The sequence below is a fragment of the Pseudomonas sp. NPDC089996 genome, assembly GCF_044748405.1.
Taxonomy (GTDB): domain Bacteria; phylum Pseudomonadota; class Gammaproteobacteria; order Pseudomonadales; family Pseudomonadaceae; genus Aquipseudomonas.
Window position 1 is genome coordinate 125,543 of sequence record NZ_JBIVGA010000004.1, and the last position, 26,582, is coordinate 152,124.

Sequence of the window (26,582 nt, forward strand, 5' to 3'; positions counted from 1 at the left end):
CCACGGCGCGCCGTCCAATGCTACAGAATGCCTGCCACTGCTGCCCGGCGACCTCACCGGGCATTTATTGCAAAGTGTGTTGCTCGACAAACACTTGCGGCTCCATGCCTTCACGACTGACCAGGCGATTCAACTCGACCCTGGGCAGGCGAACACTCAGCAGGCTGCGCCCTTCTTCGTCATGCTCTTCACTCCGCACGGCACCCAGGGCAAAGAATTGCGCGCGCAAGCGGGCAAAACGCTGCTCCAGACACAGGGTGCCGACAAACAGATCATCCCCCAACAACTCGGCAATCGCCCGGCCGACCAGCTCCAGGCCACGTCCATCTCGTGCCGACACCCAGACCCGCTGCGGTTTGCCATCGGCATCGCGCTGAATCTGCGGCTCGACATCTTCAAGCAGGTCGAGTTTGTTATAGACCTCGAGGATCGGCAAGCCTTCAGCACCGATCTCTCCCAACACGGCCAGCACTTGCTCGATCTGCTCCATGCGCTCTGGCTCATGGGCGTCGATCACATGCAGCAACAGGTCCGAGTTGCTCGATTCTTCGAGCGTAGCCCGAAATGCCTCGACCAGCTTGTGCGGCAGGTGGCGAATGAAGCCCACGGTGTCTGCCAGCACGATCGGGCCCAGGTCGGCCAGTTCGAGCCGGCGCAAGGTCGGGTCGAGCGTGGCGAACAGCTGGTCGGCCGCGTAAACCTCGGATTCGGTCAGCGCATTGAACAGTGTCGACTTGCCGGCGTTGGTATAACCCACCAGCGACACCGAAGGAATATCCGCGCGCTTGCGGCCACGGCGGGCCTGCTCGCGCTGGCTGCGCACCTTTTCCAGGCGCCCCTTGATCTGGCGGATACGTACCCGCAGCAGGCGGCGGTCGGTTTCCAGCTGGGTTTCGCCCGGGCCGCGCAGGCCGATACCACCCTTCTGCCGCTCGAGGTGGGTCCAGCCGCGCACCAGCCGCGTGCTCATGTGGTCGAGCTGGGCCAGTTCGACCTGCAGCTTGCCTTCATGGGTACGCGCCCGCTGGGCGAAGATGTCGAGGATCAACCCGGTACGGTCGAGCACGCGACACTCAAAGACGCGCTCGAGGTTGCGTTCCTGACTGGGCGTGAGGGTGTGATTGAAAATCACCAGGTCTACCTGCTCGGCTTTGACCAGGTCGCGCAACTCCTCGACCTTGCCGCTGCCAATCAGGTATTTGGCCGTAGGCTGATGCCTGGCTACCGTGGCCAACGAAACGATGTCGGCTCCGGCCGACAGTGCCAGTTCCTGAAACTCCTGCGGGTCTTCGCGCGCCTCAGGGTTCTGACCTTCCAAGTGAACGAGCAACGCCCGCTCACCACCACCGTGGCGCTCAAAGAACAATGCAGGCTCCTATCAGGCGTTGCCTGGCTCGCTGTCGCCGTGTTCGCTATCGGTCGGGCTTGGCAGGCGGACTGGACGGGCCGGTACCACGGTCGAGATGGCGTGCTTGTAGACCATCTGGCTGACGGTGTTCTTCAGCAGCACCACGAACTGGTCGAACGATTCAATCGAGCCCTGCAGCTTGATCCCGTTGACCAGATAGATCGATACCGGGACCTTTTCCTTTCTCAGTTGATTCAAGTAAGGGTCTTGTAGCGAATGCCCTTTTGACATATGCCGCACTCCTGTAAGGATAAATAATAGAAAATCAGAAAAATTGATAAGTCAGGCCGCCCCTTCGCAAGAATAGACGGCTATCAGCAGGGACTCAGCTCAATATGGAGACGGCCCCAAGGTATTTCAAGGTGCGGGACAGATTGTCGCAGGCCAGGCTGTCGAGCCAGTGCACGTCAGGCCAGCCACGCAACCAGGTGAACTGCCGCTTGGCCAGTTGCCGAGTGGCAATGATACCGCGTTCTCGCATCTCATTCTCAGTCAGCTTGCCGTCGAGGTAGTCCCAGACCTGTCGATACCCCACTGCCCGTATAGACGGCAGCCCGGCGTGCAAGTCACTTCTGGCTCGCAGCGATCGGACCTCATCGACAAAGCCCTGTTCCAGCATCTGCGAAAATCGTAGCGCAATTCGCTTGTGCAAAATGTGACGATCGGCAGGCGCAATGGCCAAACTCGCGACAGTATAGGGCAAATGCCCGCCAGCGCCCGCGTCTGCGCCGCTACTTTCCGCGAATTGACGCTGGCGATGGGCTGTCATGCTCTGGCCACTCACCCGGTACACCTCCAGCGCCCGGATCAACCGCTGCGGGTCATTGGGGTGGATGCGCGCCGCCGACTCCGGGTCGACTTGCGCCAGTTGCCGGTGCAACTCGGCCAGCCCCAGCGCCTCGGCCTCTGCCTCGAGCGCTGCGCGCACGGCAGCATCGGCCGCCGGCATGTCCGCCAGGCCCTCGATCAGTGCCTTGTAATAGAGCATGGTGCCGCCGACCAGCAGCGGAATCTTGCCTCGGGCGGTGATATCGGCCATCGCTTCCAGGGCATCGGCGCGAAACTGCGCGGCCGAGTAGCTCTCGGCCGGGTCGCGGATGTCGATCAGCCGGTGCGGGTAGGCGGCCAGAACTTCTTTGGAAGGTTTGGCCGAGCCGATGTCCAGGCCGCGATAGACCAGCGCCGAGTCGACACTGATCAGCTCGCAAGGCAGGACCTTGGTCAGCTCGATGGCGAGGTCGGTCTTGCCGGCTGCCGTCGGGCCCATGAGGAATATCGCAGGGGGCTTGCCGCTCATGTCATCGACCGCGCAGGAATAGTTTGTCCAGATCGTCCAGGCCCATCTGGGTCCAGGTCGGACGCCCGTGGTTGCACTGGCCGCTGCGCTCGGTGTTTTCCATATCCCGCAGCAGGGCATTCATTTCGGGGATGGCCAGGCGCCGGTTGGCGCGCACCGCGCCGTGGCAGGCCATGGTGCCGAGCAGTTCGTTGAGGTGTGCCTGGATGCGGTCGCTGGTGCCGTATTCCATCAGGTCGGCGAGTACATCCTGCACCAGGCGATTGGCCTCGGCTTGCTTGAGCAGCGCCGGGATCTGGCGGATCGCCAGCGTTTCAGGACCCAGGCGCTGCAGTTCGAAGCCCAGGCGCTGGAACCACTGGCCATGCTCTTCGGCACAATCGGCCTCGCGCTGGCTCAGCGCCAGGGTTTCCGGCACCAGCAGCGGCTGGCCGCTGAGGCCTTCGCTGGCCATGGCCACTTTGAGGCGCTCGTACATGATGCGCTCGTGGGCCGCATGCATGTCCACCAGCACCAGGCCAATAGCGTTCTCGGCAAGGATGTAGATGCCCTTGAGCTGCGCCAGGGCATAGCCCAGCGGCGGGATGTCGCCCTGGCTTTCCGGCAGCGCGGAAGGGGCTGACGCGCCCTCGCTCAGCGGCTTGTAGAACTCGCGGTAGACCGCCTGGGACTCGGCGGCCGGCAACGGCTGCGACGGGCGCGGGGTGTACTGGTACTGGTAACCGGCCCCACTGCCGCCATTGGAAATGGAATGCTGCGGCACCTGCGGCTGCTCGAGCACTGGCGAGGCCAGGCGCATCTCGCCCTGCGGGCCGAACTCACCGGCCTGCTGGCCAGTCGCGCGCACCGTTTCAGGCAGGGCGGCAGGCGCAGCCAGCTGGTCCTCCGGGCGCACGTCTGCCAGGGCCCGGTGCAGCGTGCCATAGAGGAAGTCGTGCACCGAGCGGCCTTCACGGAAGCGCACTTCATGCTTGGTCGGGTGCACGTTGACGTCGACACCGTTCGGCTCGAGTTCGAGGAACAGCACGAAGGTCGGGTGCCGGCCATTGAACAGCACGTCGCGATAGGCCTGACGCACGGCATGGGCGACCAGCTTGTCGCGCACCGCTCGGCCATTGACGAAGAAGTACTGCAAATCGGCCTGGCTGCGCGAGAACGTCGGCAGACCGACCCAACCCCACAGGCGCAAGCCGTTGCGCTCGACGTCGATCGGCAGCGCCTGCTCCATGAAGCCCGGGCCGCAGATGGCACCGACCCGCCGCGCACGGGCCGTTTCGTCATGCGCCTCATGCAGGCTGAGGATGCTCTTGCCGTTGTGTCGCAGGTGGAAGCCGACATCGAAGCGGGCCAGGGCCAGGCGACGGATGACTTCCTGCAGGTGATCGAATTCGGTCTTTTCGGCCTTGAGAAACTTGCGCCGGGCCGGGGTATTGAAAAACAGGTCGCGCACTTCCACCGAGGTGCCAACCGGATGCGCGGCGGGCTGCACGCGCGGGGTCATGTCTCGACCCTCGGTCTCGACTTGCCAGGCCTCGCCCGCGCTGGCGGTACGCGACGTCAGGGTCAGGCGTGCCACCGAGCTGATCGATGCCAGGGCCTCGCCACGAAAGCCCAGGCTCAATACACCTTCCAGGTCTTCCAGCTCGCGAATCTTGCTGGTGGCGTGGCGGGCCAGGGCCAGTGGCAGGTCGTCGGCGGAAATGCCGCCGCCATCGTCACGCACCTTCAGCAGCTTCACACCACCCTGCTCGACGTCCACATCGATGCGCCGGGCACCGGAGTCCAGGCTGTTTTCCAACAGCTCCTTGGCCACTGAAGCCGGGCGTTCGACTACCTCACCCGCAGCAATCTGGTTGGCCAGCCGCGGGCTGAGCAGCTGGATGCGCGAACCGCCACTCATTGCGAAGCCAGCGTGGTGGCGGGGATATCGAGGTGCTGGCCGACCTTCAGCTCATCGGTCTTGAGGCTGTTGGTGCTGCGCAGGCTGGTGACGCTGACCTGGTAGCGCACCGCGAGCATCGCCAGGGTTTCACCCGGGCGCACGGTGTGCTCACGCGGGCCCTGGGCGATCTTGCCACTGTCACGCAGCCAGGCAACGTAGGTGCCAGGCGGCGGATTCTGCTGGAAGTACTGACGCACGCCAGTATGAATCGAACGCGCCAGCGCTTGCTGATGGCTGGCAGTGGCCAGTTTGGCCGCTTCGTTATTGTTCGAGATGAACCCGGTTTCAACGAGGATCGACGGGATATCCGGTGATTTCAGCACCATGAAGCCCGCCTGTTCCACCCGCTGCTTGTGCAGCGAGGTGACACGCCCCATGTTGCCCAGCACTTTCTGCCCGACGTTGAGGCTGGAACTCAACGTGGCGGTCATCGACAGGTCGAGCAGCACGCCCGCGAGCATGCGGTCCTTGTCGTCGAGGCTGACGTTGCCGGCACCACCGATCAGGTCGGAACGGTTTTCCGTGTCGGCCAGCCAGCGCGCAGTTTCGGAGGTGGCACCACGGTCGGACAAGGCGAACACCGAAGCACCGAAAGCGGCGCGCGACGGGGCGGCGTCGGCGTGGATAGAGATGAACAGGTCGGCGCCTTTCTTGCGGGCGATCTCGGTGCGTTTGCGCAACGGGATGAAGTAATCACCGGTACGGGTCAGCTCGGCGCGGTAACCCTTCTCGGTGTTGATCTGGCGCTGCAGTTCCTTGGCGATCTGCAGCACGATGTCTTTCTCGTGCTGGCCGCGCGAGCCGGAAGCGCCAGGGTCCTCGCCGCCATGGCCGGCATCGATGGCGACCACGATGTCACGCTTGCCACTTGGCACCGGTGGCAGCTTGATTGCCGGCTGCGCCGGGCTCACCGGCACCGCTGGCGTGGTCGCCGGGGTTTGCACCGGCGTTGGCGGCGGGGTTGGCGCCGTGGCAGCGATGGCGTCGGCTTCCTGGTCGTACAAGTCGACCACCAGGCGGTTGCCGTACTGCGCATTGGGCGCAAGGGTGAAGCTCTTGGGCGTGACCGACTTCTTCAGGTCGACCACCACCCGCAGGTCGGTGGGGGTACGCTGGGCCGAACGCACGCTGCTGATCGGCGTGTTCGAAGTCGCCACATTCAGCGGCGCGGCCAGGGTCGCGCCGTTGATGTCGATCACCAGGCGATCGGGAGCGCTGAGGGTGAAGACGCTATGCTGCACGGGGCCAGACAGGTCGAAGACCAGCCGCGTGTTGTCCGGTGCGCGCCACAGGCGCATGCTCTTGACTTGAGTGACGGCCAGAGCGTCAACGGTCACCGCTGTCAGCAGCAGTCCAACGACAGCGACCAGTGCGCGTATGCGCATACCTACCCCACTTACTGTTTATAGTGTTCGGCCAGTGCAGAGCACCAGGCCTCGCCGCGAGCCCCCTGCGGCGTAAGGTCAAGCGAGCGGCCGCCCGCTTGGGGGCTTATGGTAATGGTCAGGTCGGGCTTTGGCAAAACGCCCGCGCCATTTTGTGGCCATTCGAACAGGCACAGCGGGTCGCCTTCGAAATAGTCACGAATGCCCATGAACTCCAGCTCTTCCGGATCGACCAGGCGATACAGGTCGAAATGGAAGGCGCGCACTTCACCGATTTCGTAGGGTTCTACCACGGTGAAAGTCGGACTCTTCACTGCACCAGTATGGCCCAGGCCACGGATCAGGCCACGTGAGAGCGTGGTCTTGCCCGCCCCAAGGTCGCCTTCCAGGAAAATCACGCCACGACCGCCGGTCACCTCGGCCATTTTGGCGCCGAAATCGACCGTGGCCGCTTCATCGGCCAGAAACAGGGTTAAGCCAGACACGCAGAATGCTCCTCCAACAACTCACGAATGACCGGCACCAGATCGCTGGCTGCCAAGCCTCTACCTTTGACGCCCAGGCGTTCGCCAGCGCAGGCGTGCAACCATACCCCCAGGGCCGCCGCGCTCCAGGCATCCAGCCCTTGGGCCAGCAGTGCTGCCAGCACGCCGGTCAGTACATCACCCAACCCGGCTCCCGCCATCGCCGGGTGGCCCCGCTCGCACAGCGCCAGCTTGCCGGCGGGGTCCGCCACCAGGGTGCCGGCGCCCTTGAGCACACAGACACTGGCATAGCGGCGCGCCAGCTTGCGCGCCGCACCTGGGCGGTCGGCCTGCACCGCTTCGGTCGAGATACCCAGCAAGCGCGCCGCCTCCCCCGGGTGCGGGGTGAGGATGCTACCACTGGGCAGTGCCAGTGGCGTGCGGGCCAGCAGGTTCAGCGCATCGGCGTCCCACACCTGCGGCCGCTCGGCGTTGGCTACCGAAGACAGCAGGCTGCGGCCCCAGGCCGCTTGGCCCAGGCCGGGGCCGACCACCAGCACCGAGGCACGCTCCAGTACGCCGACCAATTGGTTGGCCGACTCGACCCCCAGGCACATCGCCTCCGGCATGCGCGCCAGCCCTGCCACGACGTGCTCCGGGCGTGTCGCCATGCTCACCAGCCCTGCTCCGCAACGGAGCGCAGCTTCGGCACTGAGCAGCACCGCGCCACCGGTACCCAGGTCACCCCCCACGACCAGCACATGGCCGAAGTCGCCTTTATGGGCATGCGCATGACGCGCAGGCAGTCGTGCGACGGTCACACTGCTGAGCAATTGCGGGGCGTTGCTGGGGTGTTTGGTCTGCGGCATGGGGTCAAAGGCTCCAATGTCTGGCAGAATTATACGCACCTGAGCCCGTATTGCCTGCCCATCCATGTCCGCCTGTACACCTGACCTCGCCCAACTGGCCCAATCCATCAAGATCTGGGGCCAAGAACTCGGTTTTGCCCATGTCGGCATCGCCGGTGTCGACCTTGGCGAACACGAACAGCACCTGCAACGCTGGCTCGAGGCCGGCTACCAGGGCGAAATGGAATACCTTGGCGCCCACGGCAGCAAGCGCGCCCACCCTGACCAGCTGATTCCCGGCACGGTGCGCGTGGTGTCACTGCGCATGGATTACCTGCCCGGTGACACGCAAATGGCGCAACGCCTGGCCCAGCCGGAAAAAGCCTACGTGTCGCGCTACGCCCTGGGCCGCGACTACCACAAGCTGGTGCGCAAGCGCGTGCAGTTCCTGGCGGACCGCATCCAGGAAGCGATCGGCCCGTTCGGCTATCGCGCCTTCGTCGACAGCGCCCCGGTGCTGGAAAAGGCCCTTGCAGAGCAAGCCGGGCTGGGCTGGATCGGCAAGAACACCTTGCTGCTCAACCGCAAGGCCGGCAGCTACTTCTTCCTCGCCGAACTGTTCGTCGACCTGCCACTGCCGGTGGACGAGGCACATACCAGTGAACACTGCGGGCGCTGCCAGGCGTGCCTGGACATCTGCCCGACCCAGGCTTTCGTCGGGCCCTATGTGCTGGATGCGCGGCGCTGCATCTCCTACCTGACCATCGAGTTACGCGGGCCTATTCCGGTCGAATTGCGCTCGATGATGGGCAATCGCGTGTTTGGCTGCGACGACTGCCAGATCGTCTGCCCGTGGAACCGTTTTGCCAATCACAGCAAGGAGCAGGACTTCCAGCCGCGCCATGGGCTGGAAAATGCCGAACTGGCTGAAATGTTCCTGTGGGACGAGCGCACGTTCCTGCGCAAGACCGAGGGTGGGCCGCTGCGGCGAGCGGGGTATGAGCGATTTTTGCGTAATCTGGCAGTGGGATTGGGGAATGCGCCTTCAACGATTCCGGTGATCGAGGCGTTGAAGGCCAGGCGGGAAGATGAGTCGGAGCTGGTGCGCGAGCATGTGGAGTGGGCGCTGGGGCGGCACGGCCTCCAGTAACAACGCAATTCCCTGTAGGAGCGGCCTTGTGTCGCGAAAGGGCTGCGCAGCAGCCCCAGCAATTTGTTCATCGGTGCTGATATCCCGGGGCTGCTTCGCAACCCTTTCGCGACACAAGGCCGCTCCTACAACTGACCGCGCCAGGCTCACTGCTGGTCGTTGTAGTGGAACTTGGGCATTTCCCAATGGAAGCGGATCGCCAGCAGACGGACCAGAAAACCGCCAAACAACGTCAGCAACATCGCCTGCTCCGCCGGCACCTTGAAGTGCACGCAGCCCAGATAGAACCAAGCCGCCGCGAACGACACGCTGGCGTAGAGCTCGCGCCGGAACACCAGCGGGATGTCGTTGCAGAAGATATCCCGCAAGATGCCGCCAAATACCCCGGTGATCACCCCGCTGATCGATGCCACCAGCATGCCCTGGCCCATCTCCAGCGCGGTCATGCAACCGATCAAAGTGAAGGCCACCAGCCCCAGGGCATCGAGCACCAGGAACAGCGAGCGCAAACGGCGCATCATCGGCGCGATGAAAATCGTCAGCAACGCAGCGAAACTGGTCAACACCAGGTATTCCGGGTGTTTCACCCAAGTTAGCGGGTAATGCCCCAGCAGCACGTCACGCACCGAGCCGCCCCCCAGGGCGGTCACGCAGGCGATCAGCACCACGCCAAACCAGTCCATGCCGCGGCGGCCGGCGGACAGGGCACCGGTCATGGCTTCGGCGGTGATGGCGATCAGGTAGAGCATCAACAACATGGCGCGGGTCCGTGCGGGAAAGGCGCGAAGTCTAACCAGTTGGCGGAGGCACCAAAAGAGGGCGCGGGCACAATACTTGCGCTCTTTCAGGTCATACCTTGATGAAATGCTCGCGATAGTGACGCAGTTCGGCGATCGACTCGCGAATATCGTCCAGTGCCAGGTGGGTACCGCCCTTCTTGAAGCTGTCACGCACATCCGGTGCCCAGCGCGCAGCCAGCTCCTTCAGCGTCGAGACATCGAGGTTGCGATAGTGGAAGAAGTTTTCCAGGCCGCGCATGTGACGGTAGAGGAAGCGGCGATCCTGGCAGATGCTGTTGCCGCAGATCGGCGACTTGCCTTTCGGCACCCATTGCTCGAGGAAGGCGATGGTCTGCGCTTCGGCTTCGGCCGTGCTGACCTTGCTGTCGCGCACGCGCTGGGTCAGGCCGGAGGCGCCATGGGTGCGGGTGTTCCACTCGTCCATGCGTGCCAGCACTTCGTCACTGTGGTGAATGGCGATCACCGGGCCTTCGGCCAGGGTATTCAGCTCGCTGTCGGTGACGATGGTGGCCATCTCGATGATGACGTCGTGGTCCGGATCCAGGCCGGTCATTTCCAGATCGATCCAGATCAGGTTCTGTGGGTTCTGCATGAAGGAGCTCCTCGTATAGGCCGTCATATTAGCCTAGCGACGCCGGCCTGCGCATGCGCGGCGCAAACGTAACCAGAATGGTCGGTGACCTGGCGTGCTAAACTGCCTGCCGTTTTCAACTTGCCCCTCCTTGGAAGGTCCATGGCCAAACGCCAGCTCAATCGTCGCCAGAACTGGCGTATCGAAAAAATCCAGAACGAACGCGCCGCTCGCGCCGCCAAACGCGAACAGCACGTGCTGCAGGAGCTGGAGGGCGGCGACCTGGGGCCGGAGCAACTGGGCCTGGTAATCGCCCACTTCGGTGTACAGGTCGAGGTGGAAGCCCAGGACGGCGAGGTCGCCGGTCAGGTATTCCGCTGTCACCTGCGGGCCAACCTGCCGGCGCTGGTCACTGGCGACCGTGTGGTCTGGCGCGCCGGTAACCAGGGCATCGGCGTGATCGTCGCGCAGATGCCACGCAGCACCGAACTGTGCCGGCCAAACAACCATGGCCAGCTCAGACCGGTCGCGGCCAACGTTGACCTGATCGTGATCGTCTTCGCCCCGGCCCCGGAGCCGCACCCGAACCTGATCGACCGTTACCTGGTGGCTGCCGAACACGCCGGCATCCGCCCGCTGCTGCTGCTGAACAAGGCCGACCTGGTAGATGACGAGAACGGCCCCGGCCTGCAGGCCCTGCTTGAGGTCTACCGTGACCTGGGCTACCCGCTGCTGGAGGTCTCCGCGCACCACGGCGATGGCATGCAACGCCTTCAGCAGGTGCTCGATGGTCACATCAGCGTGTTCGTCGGGCAGTCGGGCGTGGGCAAGTCGTCGCTGGTGAACAGCTTGCTGCCGGATGCCGACACTCGCGTCGGCGATCTGTCCGAATGGTCTGGCCAGGGTACGCACACCACCACCACGGCGCGCCTGTATCACTTCCCCAACGGCGGCGACCTGATCGACTCGCCAGGCATCCGCGAATTCGGCCTCGGCCACGTCAGCCGCGACGACGTGGAAGATGGCTTCATCGAGTTCCGCGACTTGTTCGGCACCTGCCGTTTCCGCGACTGCAAGCATGATCGCGAACCGGGGTGCGCACTGCTCAAGGCCCTCGAAGACGGCCGCATCAAGCCGCAACGGATGAACAGCTACCGCTCGATCATCGCCAGCTTGCCGGAAGAGAGTTACTGATTTGTAGGAAATGTTACCGGGGCACGTAGGACGCTTCCGGTTTTCCTGCCATCTATTGCCCTACCCTCCGCTTTCCCTGAAGGTCATGACTTCTATCAGGGAGGGCAACCGCGATGCCGGTTTTCATCAGTTACCGCCACGAAGAGCGGCTTGACGCCTTCATTCTCAACGAACGCCTGCTGCTTGAGGGCATTACCGCGCAGCTGGTGGAGTTTGGTGTCGATGGGCAAGACGCTCAAGGCAGGGCCTGCCAACAGTTAAACGATGCAACCCACTGGATCGGCCTGCTACCGGCAGAAGCCGACGATGACTGGTGGACTGTCAGGTTGCTGGAGACTGCGGTAACAGCCAATCTACGAGTGAGTTTCTATCGCAACGGGGACTGCGAGCTACCCAAGCAGCTCGACAGGTGGCCAGTGATGCGCGAACGGGCGCATATCGACCTGTTCGTGCGGGCGTATCATGATGAGTGCACGTTTCAGCGGGCGATGACTCTGCCAGCAGAGCGTGGGTCGAGTGTCGACCGGGACAATGCGGACTACTTTCATGCCGATCTCAAGGCCAAGATCAGGCGGGGGTTCTGAGTATTGGGGCCGCTTTGCGGCCCCTGCCAGCCGTTACTGGTCCTTGGCCTCATCCATCTTCAAGGTGCCATCCTCGAAGATGTTCAGCTTCTGGCGCAGTTCCCGCGGCTGCATCGGCGCTTCACCAGCGGCATCACCCGACGCCGGCGCTGCCGGAGCTGCCGCCCCAGGTGCTGCGCCCGCTGGCGGAGCCGGCTGGGCAGGCGCGTCGGGGGCACCCTGTTCACCCTCGATGTTGCGCTGCGCCTTCTTGGTCAGGACGATGATGTCGATACGGCGGTTGACCGGGTTGAACGGGTTCTTGCGGTCGAACAGCGACGACGAGGCATACCCCACCACCCGCGCCACCTGGGCATCCGGGTAGCCGCCGGCGACCAGGGCACGGCGCGCGGCGTTGGCCCGGTTGGCCGACAGCTCCCAGTTGCCGAAATCGCCAGTGCCGGAGTACGGCTTGGCATCGGTATGGCCACTGATGCTGATCTTGTTCGGCACCGCCTTGATGGTGTCGGCCATGGCCAGCAGGATGTCTTCGAAATACGGCTGCAGGCGTGCACTGCCGATGTCGAACATCGGCCGATTCTCGGCGTCCATGATCTGGATCCGCAGGCCGTCCTGGGTAATTTCGAAGAGGATCTGGTCTTTGAACTTCTGCAGTTGCGGGTTTTCCTCGACCTTGTTCTGCAGTTCCTGCAACAGCAGCTCGAGGCGTTCGCGCTCGACCTGCTCGGCCATGGTCTGGACCTGGTCCTTGTCCAGCTGGATGCTGGTGTCAGGGGTAGGCTCGGACTTCTGCTCCGGGTTGATGGTTTTTTCCGGCGCCAGCTCCGGCGAGCCGCCCAGATCAATGACATAGGGCGTGCCACTCTCGGAAAAACCGATCGGGTCCTTAAAGTAGCCGGCGATGGCGATCTTCTGCTCAGGTGTAGCGGTAGACATCAACCACAGCACCAGGAAGAACGCCATCATCGCCGTGGCGAAGTCGGCGAAGGCGATCTTCCAGGCGCCGCCGTGGTGCCCGCCACCGAAGCGCTTGACGCGCTTGATGATTATCGGCTGATTGTTCTCCATGACTCAGCGACCGCGAACTGCTTGTTCCAGCTCGGCGAAGCTTGGACGGTGCTTCGGATACAGCACCTTGCGCCCGAACTCGACGGCCAGCGAAGGCGGCATGCCGGACGCCGAGGCCACCAGCGAAGCCTTGATCGATTCGTAGAGGTTGAGCTCTTCCTTGGCATCGTGCTCAAGGCACTTGGCCAGGGGACCGAAGAAGCCATAGGCCGCCAGAATACCGAAGAAAGTACCGACCAGTGCCGCACCGACGTGCATGCCGATAGCCGCCTGATCGCCTTCGCCCAACGAAGCCATGGTCACCACGATACCCAGTACCGCCGCGACGATACCGAAACCCGGCATGCCGTCGGCGATACCGGTGACCGCGTGCGACGGGTGCTCGAGCTCTTCCTTCATGCTCATCAGCTCCATGTCGAACAGGCCTTCGAGCTCATGGGGCGCCATGTTGCCGGTGGACATGATCCGCAGATAGTCGCAGATGTACGCGGTCATGCGCTCGTCGCCCAGCACCGCCGGGTACTTGGCGAAGATCGGACTGGCAGCGGCGTCCTCGATATCGCTCTCGATCGCCATCATGCCTTCGCGACGGCTCTTGTTGAGGATTTCATAGACCAGGCCCAGTACTTCCAGATAGTAAGCATGGGAGAAGCGCGAGCCGAACATCTTCACCGACTTCTTGATTACATGCATGGTCATGTAACCAGGGTTGGCCTGCATGAAGGCGCCAAAAGCTGCACCGCCGATGATCAGCACTTCGAACGGCTGGATCAGCGCCGCGATCTTGCCGTGGGAGAGTACATATCCGCCGAGCACGCTCGCGAATACGACGATGATGCCGATAATTTTAGCCATAGGTTCAAAGCACTTGCTGTCGTGGTCAGGGTGAGGGACGGGAGCTTTAAAACTCTTCTTCTACTTATCGGCAGAACTGCGCCAGACTATAGCCACTCAAAGCGAAAAGCCAGTTCGGACTGATGTCAAAATGCCAATGGAATCCAAGGTGCCCACTCAGAATCCGCGTACGGTAGAAGCCTGGGTCAAGCTGCTCGACGGTGTTCGCGTACCGGTCCCGAAGCAGAGTTACGACCAGGTCATGAACGCTATCAACGACAATCGCCGCTCGTTGCGCGACATCGCCGAACTGATGCAGGACAGCCCCGCTCTCGTGCTGTCGGTGATGCGCGAGGCCAACCACCCCGCCAACGCCAGCCAGGCCGAGCCTGCAGAAAGCCTGGAAGTCGCCCTCAACCGCCTGGGCCTGGGCCGCAGCAAGGAACTGCTGATGCGCCTGCCAGCCCTGCCGGAAGACGACATTCCGCCAGTGCTGCGTCAATTCCTGTTGATCAGCCAGCACGCCGCGCAGCAGGCCAGCGGCCTGTTTGCCAGCCGGCTGGCACGCCTGTGGCAAGAGATCCACTGGGGCAGCCTGCTGTTCCTCGCCCCTCTGTGGCCGCTGGCCGTGGCTCACCCCAAGCTGCTGGACGCCTGGGAGCTGCGGGTCATCCACAAGGGCGAAACCGCAGCCGACGTGGAGCAGGAACTGTTCGGCGTGCGCATCTTCGCCCTGTGCCAGGCCATGGCCGAACACTGGCGCCTGCCCAAGTGGGTGACCCAAGGCTATCGCCTGCTGCTTGAAGAGCGCGAACAGCTGGCGCTGGTATTGAGCATTGCCCGCGAAGAAAACCCGCTCAGCCAGCAGCATCGCCTGGACGATGCACCCGGCTTGCGCCGTTGGTTCAATGAGCCGGCCAACACCGTACTGCTGGCCAACAACCTGGCCCTGGCGGCCCAGGTCGGTTGGGACAACCCTCATTTATTGCGCTGGCAGCTGCTGACTGCACTGTATCTGCAGACTTCACTAGAAGACGTGCAACAGCAAATGCACCAACAGGCTGCCGCCAGCGCCCGGCGTCATGCCCGGCATGCGCTGTTCCACCCGGCCGAAGCACTGATCTGGCCGTGGCAGCAGCGCCGCCCGCACCCGGACATGCTGACGCCACCTCCTCCCTCCAGCGACGACCTCGGCCGCTGGCGCACGCTGTGCCAGGAACTGCTGGCCCAACCCAGCCCGTTCACCAACGCAGTGCACCTGGCTAGCCAGGCGCGCGACGCCATGCTCGCCTGCGGCATGCAGCGCATCATGCTGCTGACACTGGACCGTGCCAGCGACTACCTGCGCGTACAGCAGACCGCCGGCCTGCCCAAGGAGGCTGCCGCCATGGCCTTGCCGGTCGCACAGAACAAATTGCTGCAAAAGCTCATGAGCAAGGCCGGCCAGTTGCGCCTGACGCCGGACAATCACGCCCAGTTCTCGGCATTGCTACCCGCCCCACTGCGGGCGCTCTTCGCCAGCGAACATGTGCTGCTACGTTCTCTGGCGGTCGGCGACCAGGTGTTGATGCTGGCGGTGGCCGACCAGGGCGGCAAGCCACTGGCCGATGTCAGCGTGCAGGCCTTTGGCAAGACTTCGCAATGTATCGAGCGTGCGCTGGCGGTGTTTGCCAACCGCGGTGCCTGAGCCTTGCGCTACAATCGCTCCTCTTTCCACACTGGAGAACGTGGATGACTGACTTTTCCGGCCTGCCCCTGGTGATCGAAGCTGCGGAGTTGCTGCCGCGCCTGGATTCGCCCCAGCTGATCCTGGTCGACCTGAGCAGCGCCAACCGCTATGTCAGCGGGCATATCCCCGGCGCCCGCTTCGTCGAGGGCAAGCGCACCCAGCTTGGCCAGCCTCCGGCGCCAGGCCTGCTGCCGGCCCTGGCCGACGTGGAAAAACTGTTCAGCGAACTCGGCCACCGCGACGACGCAGTCTATGTGGTGTACGACGATGAAGGCGGCGGCTGGGCCGGCCGCTTCATCTGGCTGCTCGATGTCGTCGGTCATCCCCGTTATCACTACCTCAATGGCGGCATCCAGGCCTGGCCAGCGGACAAGCTCGCCACCGACGTGCCAGTACCTGGCAACACCCCCGTGCACCTGCAACTGCACGGCGAACCGACCGCCACCCGCGAATACCTGCAAAGCCGCCTGGGCGCCGACGACCTGGTGGTCTGGGATGCCCGTGGCCCGCAGGAATTCAACGGCGAAAAAGTCCTGGCTGCCAAGGCTGGGCACATTCCCGGCGCCGTCAATTTCGAATGGACGGCCGGCATGGACCTCAACGACCATCTGCGCATCCGCAAGGACATCGCTGAAGTCCTGAAACAATTGGGCATCACGCCGGACAAGGAAGTGATCACCCACTGTCAGACCCACCGACGCTCCGGTTTCACCTACCTGGTGGCCAAGTCCCTCGGCTACCCACGCATCAAGGCTTACGCCGGTTCGTGGAGCGAATGGGGCAACCACCCGGACACGCCTGTCGAAGTTCAAGGACAATCAACTCAATGAAATCCCGTCTGTTCATCCTCAGCCAGTACCTGCTGCCGCACCACTTGCTGTCGCGCCTGGCTGGCTGCGTCGCCGAATGCCGAGCACGCTGGTTCAAGAACGCCTTCACCGCCTGGTTCGCCAAGCGCTACCAGGTGAACATGAACGAAGCGCTGGTCGAAGACCTCACCGCCTACGAGCACTTCAATGCCTTCTTCACCCGCGCCCTGAAGCCAGGCGCTCGCCCGCTGGACGAAACCCCGGGCGCGATCCTCTGCCCGGCCGATGGTGCCGTCAGCCAGCTGGGCCCGATCGAGCACGGTCGTATCTTCCAGGCCAAGGGCCACAGTTTCAGCGCCCTCGAACTGCTCGGTGGCGACCCGGCGTTGGCCGCGCCCTTCATGGGCGGTGAGTTCGCCACCATCTACCTGTCGCCGAAGGATTACCACCGCGTGCACATGCCGCTGGCCGGCACCCTGCGCGAGATGGTCTATGTGCCGGGCCGTCTGTTCTCGGTCAACCAGACCACTGCCGAGAACGTTCCGGAGCTATTTGCCCGCAACGAGCGTGTCGTCTGCCTGTTCGATACCGAACGCGGGCCGATGGCCGTGGTGCTGGTCGGCGCCATGATCGTCGCTTCGATCGAGACCGTGTGGGCCGGCCTGGTCACGCCGCCGAAGCGCGAGCTGAAGACCTTCCGCTACGACGAAAGCAGCCGTGCGCCGATCCATCTGGAGAAAGGCGCCGAGCTGGGCCGCTTCAAGCTGGGCTCGACCGCCATTGTGCTGTTCGGGCCAGAGCAGGTGAAATGGGCTGGGAACCTGGGTGCTGCTTCGGCTGTGCGCATGGGTGAACTGCTGGCTACCCCTGCCCAGGGCTGACCCTGGCTGCAAAAAAGGCCCTGCACCTGCAGGGCCTTTTTCGTTCTGGTATCAGCCGCGGGCGTCGCGGTCGCGCAAGCCCAGCAGGTACAGCACGCCATCCAGGCCCAAGGTGGAAATCGCCTGCTTGGCCGACTGGCGCACCAGCGGCTTGGCGCGGAATGCCACACCCAGGCCGGCCAGCGACAGCATGGGCAGGTCGTTGGCGCCATCGCCCACGGCGATGGTCTGCTCCAGCTGCAAGCCTTCTTCACTGGCCAACTGCTGCAGAAGGTCAGCCTTGCGCTGGGCATCGACGATGGGCTCGACGGCCACGCCGGTTACCTTGCCATCGACTACTTCCAGTTCATTGGCAAACACGTAGTCGATGCCCAGGCGCGCCTGCACCTGCCTGGCGAAATACGAGAAGCCGCCAGAGAGGATCGCCGTCTTGTAGCCCAGGCGCTTGAGTTCGGCAAACAGGTTCTCGGCACCTTCGGTCAGGCGCAGGGAAGCGCCGATCTCGTCGAGTACGCCGACATCCAGGCCTTTGAGCAGCGCCATGCGCTCCTTGAAACTGGCGCGAAAATCCAGCTCGCCGCGCATGGCGCGTTCGGTAATCGCGGCAACCTGCTCGCCCACGCCGGCCGCCTTGGCCAGCTCGTCGATGACTTCGGCCTCGATCAACGTCGAGTCCATGTCGAATACCGCCAGGCGGCGGTTGCGGCGGAACAGGTCATCCTTCTGGAAAGCGATGTCGATGTTCAGCTCTTCGGCCAGCGCGAAGAAATCGGCACGCAAGGCCTGGGCATCGCTCGGCACGCCGCGCACGGAAATTTCCAACGCCGCCTTGCCCTTCTCGCCCGAGGCGGCCAGAGCGACCCGCGCCGACAGGCGCTCGATACGTTCGATGGTCAGGCCGTACTGGCTGATGACCGCACTCACGCGCTGCAATTGCTCGGGGGTGATCTTGCGGCTGAGCAAAGTCGCAATATGACGCGCTTCGCCCTGGGCATCGGCCCAGTGCTGGTAGTCGGCCTCGGAGATCGGCGTGTAGCGCGCTTGCAGGTTCAGCTCATGGGCCTTGGATTGCACGCTCTGCAGCAGGCTGGTGGCCACTTCGTTGTCCGGGATATCGACCAGGATGCCGAACGACAGGGTGCCGTGCATGACCGCCAGGCCGATGTCGAGGATGTTCACACCGCCCTGGAGCAGGACGCCGGTAATGGCGGCGGTGAGACCGGGGCGGTCCTCACCGGTGATATTGATCAGAACGATTTCGCGCACAACCTGGCTCCGACTTCGATGAAAAATGCGCATTCTACCGATTTTCCATGACCATCGGGCGCCAACTCTACTTTGCCGACAAAACACAGCTCGCTATACTGCGCAACACTTTTATGCCATTAAGAGCCGAGCTCTGTGAACCGGCCCACGCCCGTCAAAACCGACAACTTCTTCATCATGATCTTCCGAGCCCTGCGTCAACGCCGCGTGCCCTTGGCACTGCGCATCGCCACCACCAACATTTTCCTGGTGGCGCTGGCGCTGGTGATCTACGCCTGCGTGATGGGCCTGCAGTTCAAGCAGGCCATGCACGAGCAGGCGGACGCCCTCGGCCAGAGCCTGACCACCCAGACCGCCACCTCGGCGACCGAGCTGCTGGTGTCCAATGACATCCTCAGCCTCAATGTGTTGCTGGGCAACCTGGTGAAGAACCCGCTGGTGGCCCATGCGGCCATCTACAGCGTGGATAACCGCATCCTCGCCGAGGCCGGTCAGCGCCCGCGCAACAGCCTGCTGGGCGAGGCCGAAGGCCTGTACCAGACCAAGATCACGTTCCAGGACGTGACCGCCGGTCAGCTGCGCATCAGTCTGGACATGAGCCAGTTCCAGCAGCCGATGCTGATCAGCCTGCAGAGCATGGGCATCCTCGCCGCCATTCTGCTGGCACTGGCGTTGAGCCTGAGCCTGCGACAAGGCCGCCACATCACCCTGCCGCTGCTGCAGCTGCGAGTGTGGCTGCGTGACCCGCACCCTTACACCCCGGCCATCGACCGCCAAGACGAGATCGGCGACATCGCCCGCCAGCTGCACGCCCGCCTGGCGCCGCCCCCTCCGCCCGAGCCGGAACCGGAGGAAGAAGAGGACGAAGACGCGTTCGACGAACTGCACGACGAAGTCCCGGCCAAGCCCGCACAGCGCGCCAGGGCCGTAGTCCAGGCGGACGAGGAAGACGACGAGGCCTTCGCCGGGCTGCTGGATGACGAGCAGCAACCTGTGGCCAAAGCTGCCGTGGCCGAATCCGACGAACCCCAGAATACGGCAGTGCTGGCAGTTCAACTGGGCTCCCAGGAGCAACTGCGCCGCCTGCCGCGCACGCGCCTGACCGAGCTGCTGGAACGCTACCGTGGCTGCCTGGAGCAGGCAGCGTCGCTGTATGAAGGCGACATCCACACGCTCAGTGATGGCAGCACCCTGGTGCTATTCCACAGCCGCGAGTGTGGCGAGGATTACCTGACCAACGCCATCTGCTGCGGCGAGCTGCTGCGTGCGCTGGGCCATGCCCTTCAGATCGAAGTGGCCGACAGCGGCATCACCCTGCAGCTGCAGCTGGGCCTGGCCCTGGGCGATGACCTGCAAGGCCTGGAGCAGGGCGATCTGCTGATGGCCGAAAAGGCCCAGGACGCGCTGGCGCTGTCGCAGCACAGTCGCAACCTGCTGCTGGTGGAACGGCAGATCAACGATGACGAGCTGATCCGCAAGCGCGCCCGCATCCGTCCGATTGCCAGCCCAGAAGGCGCCTGCTGTGTGGAACGCTTGATGGAGCCCTACCCGTCGATGCTGGAGCGTCAGTTGGCGCGGATGCACGAGCGCCGGGCCTGACTTCAGATCTCTGGGGGCGCTTTGCGCCCCTATCGCGACACAAGGCCGCTCCTACAGGGGATCGCGGTCTCTTGTAGGAGCGGCCTTGTGTCGCGAAAGGGCCGCAAAGCGGCCCCAGCGATTTCAGATACAAAGAAGCCCGCAGACGTGCGGGCTTTTTTGTATCTGGCGGTTCGATCAGAACCGATAGACTTCCATATCGGTACGAATCGGCGAAGCCATCGGGATCTTCGACTTCTCCGGCTCTTTCTTGACTTGCACCGGTGCTGCCTGCTTCTTCGGCGCCTCTTCAGCAATCGCAGGTTGATTGGCCAGCGGTTTGACCGCCGAGCTCAACTGTTCTGCCAGCTTCTGCAACAACTGCCCCTGGGCCTGAACCTGGGACGACTCGCTGCCTTCGTGCGGCTGTTCGAGGTGAACGATACGGTTGTCACGCACATGGCCACGACGGTCGAGCAGGCGCCATTGCGCATCCAGAATCGCCGGCTGGTTCTTGCCCGAGTCCAGCCGAGTGATCGACAGCAGCACCTGCACGTCCGGGCTGAAGCCTGTGCTGGCCGGGGCCAGCACCACGCGCTGGCTGTCCAGACGCCAGGCCAGCTGACGCACCAGCAGTTGATCGATGTCTGCCGACAGGCTACCGGCCCAACGACCGTCGGTCGCCGAACTCAGGCTGCCATCGGCCTGACGCTGCAAGAAGGTTTCACGCTGAAGGTAATCGGCTAGCGACACCGGGCCGAGCACCACGGCCATGCCCGCACTCTGCGAAGGCTGGCCAGGATCACCGCTGTCGAGTTGGTACAGGGCAACCGGCTGGTGCATGCTGCACCCGCTCAGTCCCAGCAAACCCGTCATCAACAGCGCAAATGGAAGGCGCAGGAATTTCATTCAACCCATCCAGGCGGTCGCACCAGGCAAACCGCAGTGATACTGATAGAGATTCAATCGGGCACACGGCCACGCCGGCACCGCAGGGGCACTATCATCCGCGAAATATCGGTTCGACTCCAGCATTTCTGCCTGGAACGGCGCTGAAATTGCCGTTCCAGACATTTCGTCGGATTACGCTGGCACTTCCACCTGCAACCCGTCGACCCGCTGGAAGCCGCGTGGCAGCTTGCTGCCGCGTCGGCCACGTTCACCTTTGTAGTGCTCAAGGTCGTCGGCTTTAAGTGACAGGGTACGCTTGCCGGCTTGCAGAATAAGGGTTGCACCCTCGGCGATCACTGCCAGATCGGTGACATATTCTTCACGACTGGCGACCCGATCACCCGGTACACCGATGATCTTGTTGCCTTTGCCTTTACCCAGCTGTGGCAGGTCGGAAACCTTGAACACCAGCAGGCGACCTTCAGTGGTCACCGCCGCCAACCAGTCCTGCTCGCGATTGGCCACCGGGCGCGGGGTCATGACCTTGGCGCCGTTGGGCAAACTGAGCAGGCCCTTGCCGGCCTTGTTCTTGGCCTGCAGGTCCTCGCCCTTGACCACGAAGCCATAACCCGCATCCGAGGCCACCACATACAGCGCGTCATCGTCCGGCAGCAGCACGCATTCGAACGTCGCCCCAGGCGGAGGCGTCAGGCGGCCAGTCAGCGGCTCGCCCTGGCCCCGCGCCGACGGCAGGGTGTGCGCGGCCACCGAATAACTGCGCCCGGTTGAGTCGATCAACACGGCAAACTGGTTGGAGCGCCCGGCAGCGGCGGCCTTGAAGCCGTCGCCCGCCTTGTAGGACAGCCCGGTAGCGTCGATATCGTGGCCCTTGGCGCAGCGCACCCAGCCCTTTTCAGACAGCACCACGGTGACCGGCTCGGTCGGCATGAGCTCGTTTTCCGACAGGGCCTTGGCTTCGGCGCGCTCGACGATGGGCGAGCGACGGTCGTCGCCATAGGTCTCGGCGTCCTTGATCAGCTCGCTGCGTACCAGCTTGCGCAGCTTGGCATCGCTGCCCAGCAGGGCTTGCAGCTTGGCCTGCTCTTTGAGCAATTCGTCCTGCTCGCCGCGGATCTTCATCTCCTCCAGGCGCGCCAGCTGCCGCAGGCGCGTCTCGAGGATGTAGTCGGCCTGAATCTCGGTCAGCTGGAAGCGCTCGATCAGGGCCTGCTTGGGGTGTTCTTCGGTACGGATGATGTGGATCACTTCATCCAGGTTGAGGAACGCCGTGAGCAAGCCTTCCAACAGGTGCAGACGCTTCTCGACCTTGTCCAGGCGGTGCTGCAGGCGGCGACGAACGGTATTGGTACGGAATTCCAGCCACTCCAGCAGCAGCGCGCGCAGGTTCTTCAGCTGCGGGCGGCCGTCCAGGCCGATGATATTGACGTTGACCCGGTAACTGCTTTCCAGGTCGGTGGTGGCGAACAGGTGCTGCATCAGTTCGTCGGCATCCACCCGGTTGGAACGCGGGATGATGACGATACGGCAGGGGTTCTCGTGGTCCGACTCGTCACGCAGGTCGGCAACCATCGGCAGCTTCTTGGCCTGCATCTGCGCGGCGATCTGCTCCAGCACCTTGGCCCCGGAGACCTGGTGCGGCAATGCGGTGACGACGACGTCGCCATCTTCGACGCGGTACACGGCGCGCATGCGGATCGAGCCACGGCCACTTTCGTAGATCTTCTGGATTTCCGCGCGCGGGGTGATGATTTCCGCCTCGGTCGGGTAGTCCGGGCCCTGAATGTGCTCGCACAGCTGCTCGATAGTGGCCTTGGGCTCGTCGAGCAGGCGCACGCAGGCGCTGGCCACTTCCCGCAGGTTGTGCGGCGGCACGTCGGTGGCCATGCCCACGGCGATACCGGTGGTGCCGTTGAGCAGGATGTTCGGCAGGCGCGCCGGCAGTACCGCAGGTTCTTCCAGCGTGCCGTCGAAGTTCGGTACCCAGTCGACGGTACCCTGACCCACTTCGCTGAGCAGCACTTCCGAGTAACGCGACAGGCGTGCCTCGGTGTAACGCATGGCGGCGAACGACTTCGGATCGTCCGGTGCACCCCAGTTGCCCTGGCCATCGACCAGGGTGTAGCGATAGCTGAACGGCTGCGCCATCAGCACCATGGCCTCGTAGCAGGCCGAATCGCCGTGGGGGTGGAACTTGCCGAGCACGTCGCCGACGGTACGGGCGGACTTCTTGTGCTTGGCGTCGGCATTGAGCCCCAACTCGCTCATGGCGTAGACGATGCGTCGCTGCACCGGCTTCAGGCCATCGCCGATATGCGGCAAGGCCCGGTCCATGATCACGTACATGGAATAGTTGAGGTAGGCCTGTTCGGTGAAGTCAGCCAGCGAGCGGCGTTCGACGCCATCCAGGCTGAGTTCCAGTGAGTCGCTCATGCGGGCCTCGTCATTTCAGGTTCTGGCGCAGCAGCATGGTGCCGCCGCGCTGGGTAAATTCAAGTTGTTTCAGGGCACTCATGCCCAACAGCACGGTCTGCCCGTCCAGGCCCGGCACCACCAGGGCGCGCACATTCTGCAGGCGGATATCGCCCAGCTGCAGGGTATCCAGCCGGGTCCGGTAGCCTTCGGTACGACCATTGGCGGTGCTCAATACCACTGGGCTGCCGCGCTGCAGGTTCAGGTCCTGTGCCAGCGAATCGGGAATGGCCACGTCGGTGGCGCCGGTATCGAGCATGAAATGCACCGCCTGGCCGTTGATCGCTCCATCCACCACGAAGTGGCCCTGGCCATTGCCCAGCAAGCGCACTTCGATGTAACCATCACCCTGGGACGATTGCACCTGGGTGTTCGGGTTGCGCTCGTGGTCTTCCCACTGCCCGAAGAAACGCGTGGCAAGGAACAACCCCGCCGCCCAGGCGACGATCATCAGTACCTTGCCGGCGCGTTTGCCCGGTGGTTGGCTCATGGCGTGGCGCTCCAGCCGCCCTGCGGCGCCTCGAAGCGCCAGACGATCGGCCGGCTTTCACCATCGGCGCGATCACCGTTGTTGTTATCCAGGCCGATCCAGGCGCCCTTGGCATCGATCACCAGCGCTTCGGCCAGGCCGAACGGCTGGTCGTAGCGGCGCTCCGGCACCAGTGCCTCGGCGGCGAACGACCAGCATCGCTCGACCTTGCCACTGTCGGCATCACGCCGGCACACGCGGTAGGCGTTGCGTTCGAGGGTAAACAGCTTGCCCCCGAACCAGGCCAGGTCGGCGAAGTCTCGCGACAGTGCCCGGGGGTCGGGCATCTGTGGCGGCTGCATTTCGACCCCGGCTTCGCTCAGCAACACGCAACTGCGCCCGCAGGTCCACACCGACTGCTGACGTTCGATGGCCACCAGCCCGCGCCGCTCGCGCTCGGCCGCCAGCCACAGGCGGTCACCCGCCGGGTTGATGGCTAGGCCCTCGAACAGCGCATTGAAGTTGAGCAACATGCCGCTGGCACGGGCCTGGCGCACCATCGCCGGGTCGATCTTCAGCCAGCCCGGCTCACCCTCGGCAGGCAACTCCAGCACTGCCGCATGGGCCTCGCTGACCACGTAGAGGTTGCCCGCCTGGTCACAGGTAATGCCTTCGTAATCCAGTTCGCCGCCGCGCACGTAGGATACCGCCCAGTTACGCGACTTCAGCCCCCATGGCAGGCCGCTCTCGGGCACCGGCGGTGGCGTGAAGGTCAGCGGCTGAGCGCGCCAGGCTGCATTCTGCTGATCGAAGCGGTAGATACGATCGTCATCACGATCGGAAACACCCCACAGCCCGCCCCGGCATTCGACCAGGCCGGACAAGTTGCCGCCGCGCATGCCGTCGATCGGGTGCTCGGAGGCCAGCTTCAGTTCCGGCCAGTTGCCCGCCAGGCTCGGCAGGGCAACCAGCGCCAGGCAGGCCGCGACGAAAAGACGGATCAAACCATGACCTCAGCCAGGTTCCCCTTGGTTTCCAGCCAGCTCTTGCGATCACTTGCTCGCTTCTTGGCCAACAGCTTGTCCATCAGCTCGCAGGTGGCTTCGACATCTTCCAGGGTCAGCTGCACCAGGCGCCGGGTGTTCGGGTCCATGGTGGTTTCACGCAGCTGTGGCGGGTTCATCTCGCCCAGGCCCTTGAATCGGGTGACCTGCGGCTTGCCGCGTTTCTTCTCGGCGACCAGGCGATCGAGAATACCGTCACGCTCGGCTTCGTCGAGGGCGTAGTAGATCTCCTTGCCCAGGTCGATGCGGTACAGCGGCGGCATGGCAACGTAGACGTGGCCGGCCTCGACCAGCGGGCGGAAGTGCTGGACGAACAGTGCGCAAAGCAAGGTGGCGATGTGCAGGCCGTCGGAGTCGGCGTCGGCGAGGATGCAGATCTTGCCGTAGCGCAGTTGCGAAAGGTCGGTCGCGCCCGGGTCGACACCAATGGCCACGGCGATGTTGTGCACTTCCTGGCTGGCCAGCACTTCGCCGCCGTCCACTTCCCAGGTGTTGAGGATCTTGCCGCGCAGCGGCAGGATGGCCTGGAACTCCTTGTCGCGGGCCTGCTTGGCCGAGCCACCGGCAGAGTCACCCTCGACCAGGAACAGTTCGGCGCGCATCGGGTCCTGCCCGGCGCAATCGGCCAGCTTGCCTGGCAATGCCGGGCCTTGGGTGATGCGCTTGCGCTCGACCTTCTTGCTGGCCTTGAGGCGCCGACCGGCGTTGCTGATGGCCAGCTCGGCCAGTTGCATGCCCAGCTCGGGGTGGGCATTGAGCCACAGGCTGAAGGCGTCCTTGACCACACCAGAGACGAACGCTGCGGCCTCGCGGGACGACAGACGCTCTTTGGTCTGGCCGGAGAACTGGGGCTCCTGCATCTTCATCGAGAGGACGAAGGTGATCCGCTCCCAGACATCCTCCGGCGCCAGCTTGACCCCGCGCGGCAGCAGGTTGCGGAACTCGCAGAACTCGCGCATGGCGTCGAGCAGGCCCTGACGCAAGCCGTTGACGTGGGTACCGCCCTGGGCGGTGGGAATCAGGTTGACGTAGCTTTCCTGAACGCTGTCACCGCCTTCGGGCAGCCACAGCAACGCCCAGTCCACGGCCTCCTTGTTGCCTGCCAGGCTGCCGCAGAACGGCTCGTCGGGCAGGCGCTGGAATTCGCTGACCGAGTCGACCAGATAGGAGCGCAGGCCATCTTCGTAATGCCACTCGACCTTTTCGCCGCTGGCCTTGTCCTCGAAGCTGACCAGCAGACCCGGGCACAACACAGCCTTGGCCTTGAGCACGTGCTTGAGGCGGCTGATGGAAAATTTCGGCGAATCGAAATATTTCGGGTCCGGGCTGAAGTACACGCTGGTACCGGTGTTGCGCTTGCCGACCGTGCCGACCACTTCCAGCTCGCTGGCCTTGAAGCCATCGGCAAAGGTCATCTGGTACTCGTTGCCGTCGCGTTTGACGCGCACGCGCACCTGGGTCGACAAGGCGTTGACCACCGAAATGCCCACGCCGTGCAGGCCGCCGGAGAACTGGTAGTTCTTGTTGGAGAACTTGCCGCCGGCGTGCAGCTTGGTGAGGATCAGCTCGACGCCCGATACGCCCTCTTCCGGGTGGATATCCACAGGCATGCCACGGCCATCATCGCTGACTTCCAGCGAATGGTCGGCATGAAGGATGACCTGCACCGAGCGTGCGTGGCCGGCCAGGGCTTCGTCGACACTGTTGTCGATGACTTCCTGGGCCAGGTGGTTGGGCCGGCTGGTATCGGTGTACATGCCCGGGCGTTTACGCACCGGGTCGAGGCCGGAGAGGACTTCGATGGCGTCTGCGTTATAGGCGCTAGCGCTGGGATTGGCCATGGATTCTCGTCGTCAGTCT

24 protein-coding genes are annotated in these 26,582 nt (G+C 63.7%); 7 read left to right on the forward strand and 17 right to left on the reverse strand.

The genetic code is table 11. The annotated features are described in order from the left end of the window. Nucleotides 1–64: 64 nt before the first annotated feature. The 7 genes from hflX to ACIPW4_RS08485 form a co-directional block, all read right to left on the reverse strand. Nucleotides 65–1,366, reverse strand: coding sequence for a ribosome rescue GTPase HflX (hflX, locus tag ACIPW4_RS08455; protein WP_400656640.1), 1,302 nt, complete (start codon nt 1,364–1,366; stop codon nt 65–67). Nucleotides 1,367–1,378: 12 nt separating this feature from the next. Next, nucleotides 1,379–1,639 (reverse strand): RNA chaperone Hfq, encoded by a 261-nt coding sequence (gene hfq / locus ACIPW4_RS08460; protein WP_400656642.1) that lies wholly within the window; start codon nt 1,637–1,639, stop codon nt 1,379–1,381. A 94-nt stretch (nt 1,640–1,733) separates the two neighbouring features. After that, nucleotides 1,734–2,705, reverse strand: coding sequence for a tRNA (adenosine(37)-N6)-dimethylallyltransferase MiaA (gene miaA, locus ACIPW4_RS08465; protein ID WP_400656644.1), 972 nt, complete (start codon nt 2,703–2,705; stop codon nt 1,734–1,736). Nucleotide 2,706: 1 nt separating this feature from the next. Next, nucleotides 2,707–4,605 (reverse strand): DNA mismatch repair endonuclease MutL, encoded by a 1,899-nt coding sequence (gene mutL / locus ACIPW4_RS08470; RefSeq protein ID WP_400656646.1) that lies wholly within the window; start codon nt 4,603–4,605, stop codon nt 2,707–2,709. Further along, the gene (locus tag ACIPW4_RS08475; protein ID WP_400656648.1) at nt 4,602–6,032 is read right to left on the reverse strand and encodes an N-acetylmuramoyl-L-alanine amidase; all 1,431 of its coding nucleotides are present in this window, start codon (nt 6,030–6,032) and stop codon (nt 4,602–4,604) included. The genes mutL and ACIPW4_RS08475 overlap by 4 nt, the downstream gene beginning before the upstream one ends. An 11-nt stretch (nt 6,033–6,043) precedes the next feature. Continuing rightward, the gene (tsaE, locus tag ACIPW4_RS08480) at nt 6,044–6,502 is read right to left on the reverse strand and encodes a tRNA (adenosine(37)-N6)-threonylcarbamoyltransferase complex ATPase subunit type 1 TsaE (protein WP_400657232.1); all 459 of its coding nucleotides are present in this window, start codon (nt 6,500–6,502) and stop codon (nt 6,044–6,046) included. A 2-nt stretch (nt 6,503–6,504) separates the two neighbouring features. Continuing rightward, a complete protein-coding gene (locus ACIPW4_RS08485; RefSeq protein ID WP_400656650.1) occupies nt 6,505–7,365 on the reverse strand; it encodes an NAD(P)H-hydrate dehydratase in 861 nt (286 codons plus the stop codon). A 64-nt stretch (nt 7,366–7,429) separates the two neighbouring features. On the opposite strand from ACIPW4_RS08485, the gene queG reads away from it, so the two are divergent. Continuing rightward, a complete protein-coding gene (gene queG, locus ACIPW4_RS08490; protein WP_400656652.1) occupies nt 7,430–8,494 on the forward strand; it encodes a tRNA epoxyqueuosine(34) reductase QueG in 1,065 nt (354 codons plus the stop codon). A 146-nt stretch (nt 8,495–8,640) separates the two neighbouring features. On the opposite strand, the gene ACIPW4_RS08495 is transcribed toward queG, so the two are convergent. Further along, nucleotides 8,641–9,252 carry a trimeric intracellular cation channel family protein gene (locus ACIPW4_RS08495; protein ID WP_400656654.1) on the reverse strand — a complete coding sequence of 204 codons (612 nt, stop codon included), beginning with the start codon at nt 9,250–9,252 and terminating at the stop codon, nt 8,641–8,643. Between the two features lie 91 nt (nt 9,253–9,343). Then, nucleotides 9,344–9,886 carry an oligoribonuclease gene (gene orn / locus ACIPW4_RS08500; protein WP_400656656.1) on the reverse strand — a complete coding sequence of 181 codons (543 nt, stop codon included), beginning with the start codon at nt 9,884–9,886 and terminating at the stop codon, nt 9,344–9,346. A 141-nt stretch (nt 9,887–10,027) separates the two neighbouring features. On the opposite strand from orn, the gene rsgA reads away from it, so the two are divergent. After that, nucleotides 10,028–11,059, forward strand: a complete 1,032-nt coding sequence (rsgA, locus tag ACIPW4_RS08505; protein ID WP_400656658.1) for a small ribosomal subunit biogenesis GTPase RsgA — start codon at nt 10,028–10,030, stop codon at nt 11,057–11,059. Nucleotides 11,060–11,172: 113 nt separating this feature from the next. After that, entirely contained in the window at nt 11,173–11,643 is a 471-nt protein-coding gene (locus ACIPW4_RS08510; RefSeq protein ID WP_400656660.1) for a molecular chaperone Tir, read from the forward strand. 33 nt (nt 11,644–11,676) lie between these two features. On the opposite strand, the gene motB is transcribed toward ACIPW4_RS08510, so the two are convergent. Next, nucleotides 11,677–12,711 carry a flagellar motor protein MotB gene (gene motB / locus ACIPW4_RS08515; protein ID WP_400656661.1) on the reverse strand — a complete coding sequence of 345 codons (1,035 nt, stop codon included), beginning with the start codon at nt 12,709–12,711 and terminating at the stop codon, nt 11,677–11,679. A 3-nt stretch (nt 12,712–12,714) separates the two neighbouring features. Next, nucleotides 12,715–13,566 (reverse strand): flagellar motor stator protein MotA, encoded by an 852-nt coding sequence (gene motA / locus ACIPW4_RS08520; RefSeq protein ID WP_400656663.1) that lies wholly within the window; start codon nt 13,564–13,566, stop codon nt 12,715–12,717. Nucleotides 13,567–13,696: 130 nt separating this feature from the next. Here motA and ACIPW4_RS08525 point away from each other — a divergent pair, with 130 nt between their 5' ends. Genes ACIPW4_RS08525 through asd form a run of 3 tightly spaced genes read left to right on the forward strand, consistent with a single transcriptional unit; the run spans nt 13,697 to nt 16,964 of the window. Then, complete coding sequence (locus tag ACIPW4_RS08525; RefSeq protein WP_400656664.1) at nt 13,697–15,232, forward strand: HDOD domain-containing protein; 1,536 nt, start codon at nt 13,697–13,699, stop codon at nt 15,230–15,232. 44 nt (nt 15,233–15,276) lie between these two features. Next, nucleotides 15,277–16,104 carry a rhodanese-like domain-containing protein gene (locus ACIPW4_RS08530; RefSeq protein ID WP_400656667.1) on the forward strand — a complete coding sequence of 276 codons (828 nt, stop codon included), beginning with the start codon at nt 15,277–15,279 and terminating at the stop codon, nt 16,102–16,104. Beyond that, nucleotides 16,101–16,964: an archaetidylserine decarboxylase gene (gene asd / locus ACIPW4_RS08535; protein WP_400656668.1), complete on the forward strand. Its 864-nt coding sequence runs from the start codon at nt 16,101–16,103 to the stop codon at nt 16,962–16,964. The genes ACIPW4_RS08530 and asd overlap by 4 nt, the downstream gene beginning before the upstream one ends. A gap of 51 nt (nt 16,965–17,015) precedes the next feature. On the opposite strand, the gene serB is transcribed toward asd, so the two are convergent. Beyond that, nucleotides 17,016–18,230, reverse strand: a complete 1,215-nt coding sequence (gene serB / locus ACIPW4_RS08540; RefSeq protein ID WP_400656670.1) for a phosphoserine phosphatase SerB — start codon at nt 18,228–18,230, stop codon at nt 17,016–17,018. A gap of 135 nt (nt 18,231–18,365) precedes the next feature. Here serB and ACIPW4_RS08545 point away from each other — a divergent pair, with 135 nt between their 5' ends. Beyond that, complete coding sequence (locus tag ACIPW4_RS08545; RefSeq protein WP_400656672.1) at nt 18,366–19,829, forward strand: histidine kinase; 1,464 nt, start codon at nt 18,366–18,368, stop codon at nt 19,827–19,829. Nucleotides 19,830–20,006: 177 nt separating this feature from the next. Here the strand turns inward: ACIPW4_RS08545 and ACIPW4_RS08550 are convergent, their stop codons facing one another. The 5 genes from ACIPW4_RS08550 to parE all read right to left on the reverse strand — a co-directional run bounded on the left by ACIPW4_RS08550 (nt 20,007) and on the right by parE (nt 26,563). Further along, nucleotides 20,007–20,717, reverse strand: a complete 711-nt coding sequence (locus ACIPW4_RS08550; RefSeq protein ID WP_400656675.1) for a membrane integrity-associated transporter subunit PqiC — start codon at nt 20,715–20,717, stop codon at nt 20,007–20,009. A 174-nt stretch (nt 20,718–20,891) separates the two neighbouring features. Then, nucleotides 20,892–23,150 (reverse strand): DNA topoisomerase IV subunit A, encoded by a 2,259-nt coding sequence (gene parC, locus ACIPW4_RS08555; protein WP_400656677.1) that lies wholly within the window; start codon nt 23,148–23,150, stop codon nt 20,892–20,894. Between the two features lie 10 nt (nt 23,151–23,160). Continuing rightward, a complete protein-coding gene (locus ACIPW4_RS08560; RefSeq protein ID WP_400656679.1) occupies nt 23,161–23,679 on the reverse strand; it encodes a TIGR02281 family clan AA aspartic protease in 519 nt (172 codons plus the stop codon). Continuing rightward, nucleotides 23,676–24,662, reverse strand: a complete 987-nt coding sequence (locus ACIPW4_RS08565; protein ID WP_400656681.1) for an esterase-like activity of phytase family protein — start codon at nt 24,660–24,662, stop codon at nt 23,676–23,678. Before ACIPW4_RS08565 ends, ACIPW4_RS08560 begins: the two co-directional genes overlap by 4 nt. Next, the gene (parE, locus tag ACIPW4_RS08570) at nt 24,659–26,563 is read right to left on the reverse strand and encodes a DNA topoisomerase IV subunit B (RefSeq protein WP_400656684.1); all 1,905 of its coding nucleotides are present in this window, start codon (nt 26,561–26,563) and stop codon (nt 24,659–24,661) included. The genes ACIPW4_RS08565 and parE overlap by 4 nt, the downstream gene beginning before the upstream one ends. Nucleotides 26,564–26,582: the final 19 nt, after the last annotated feature.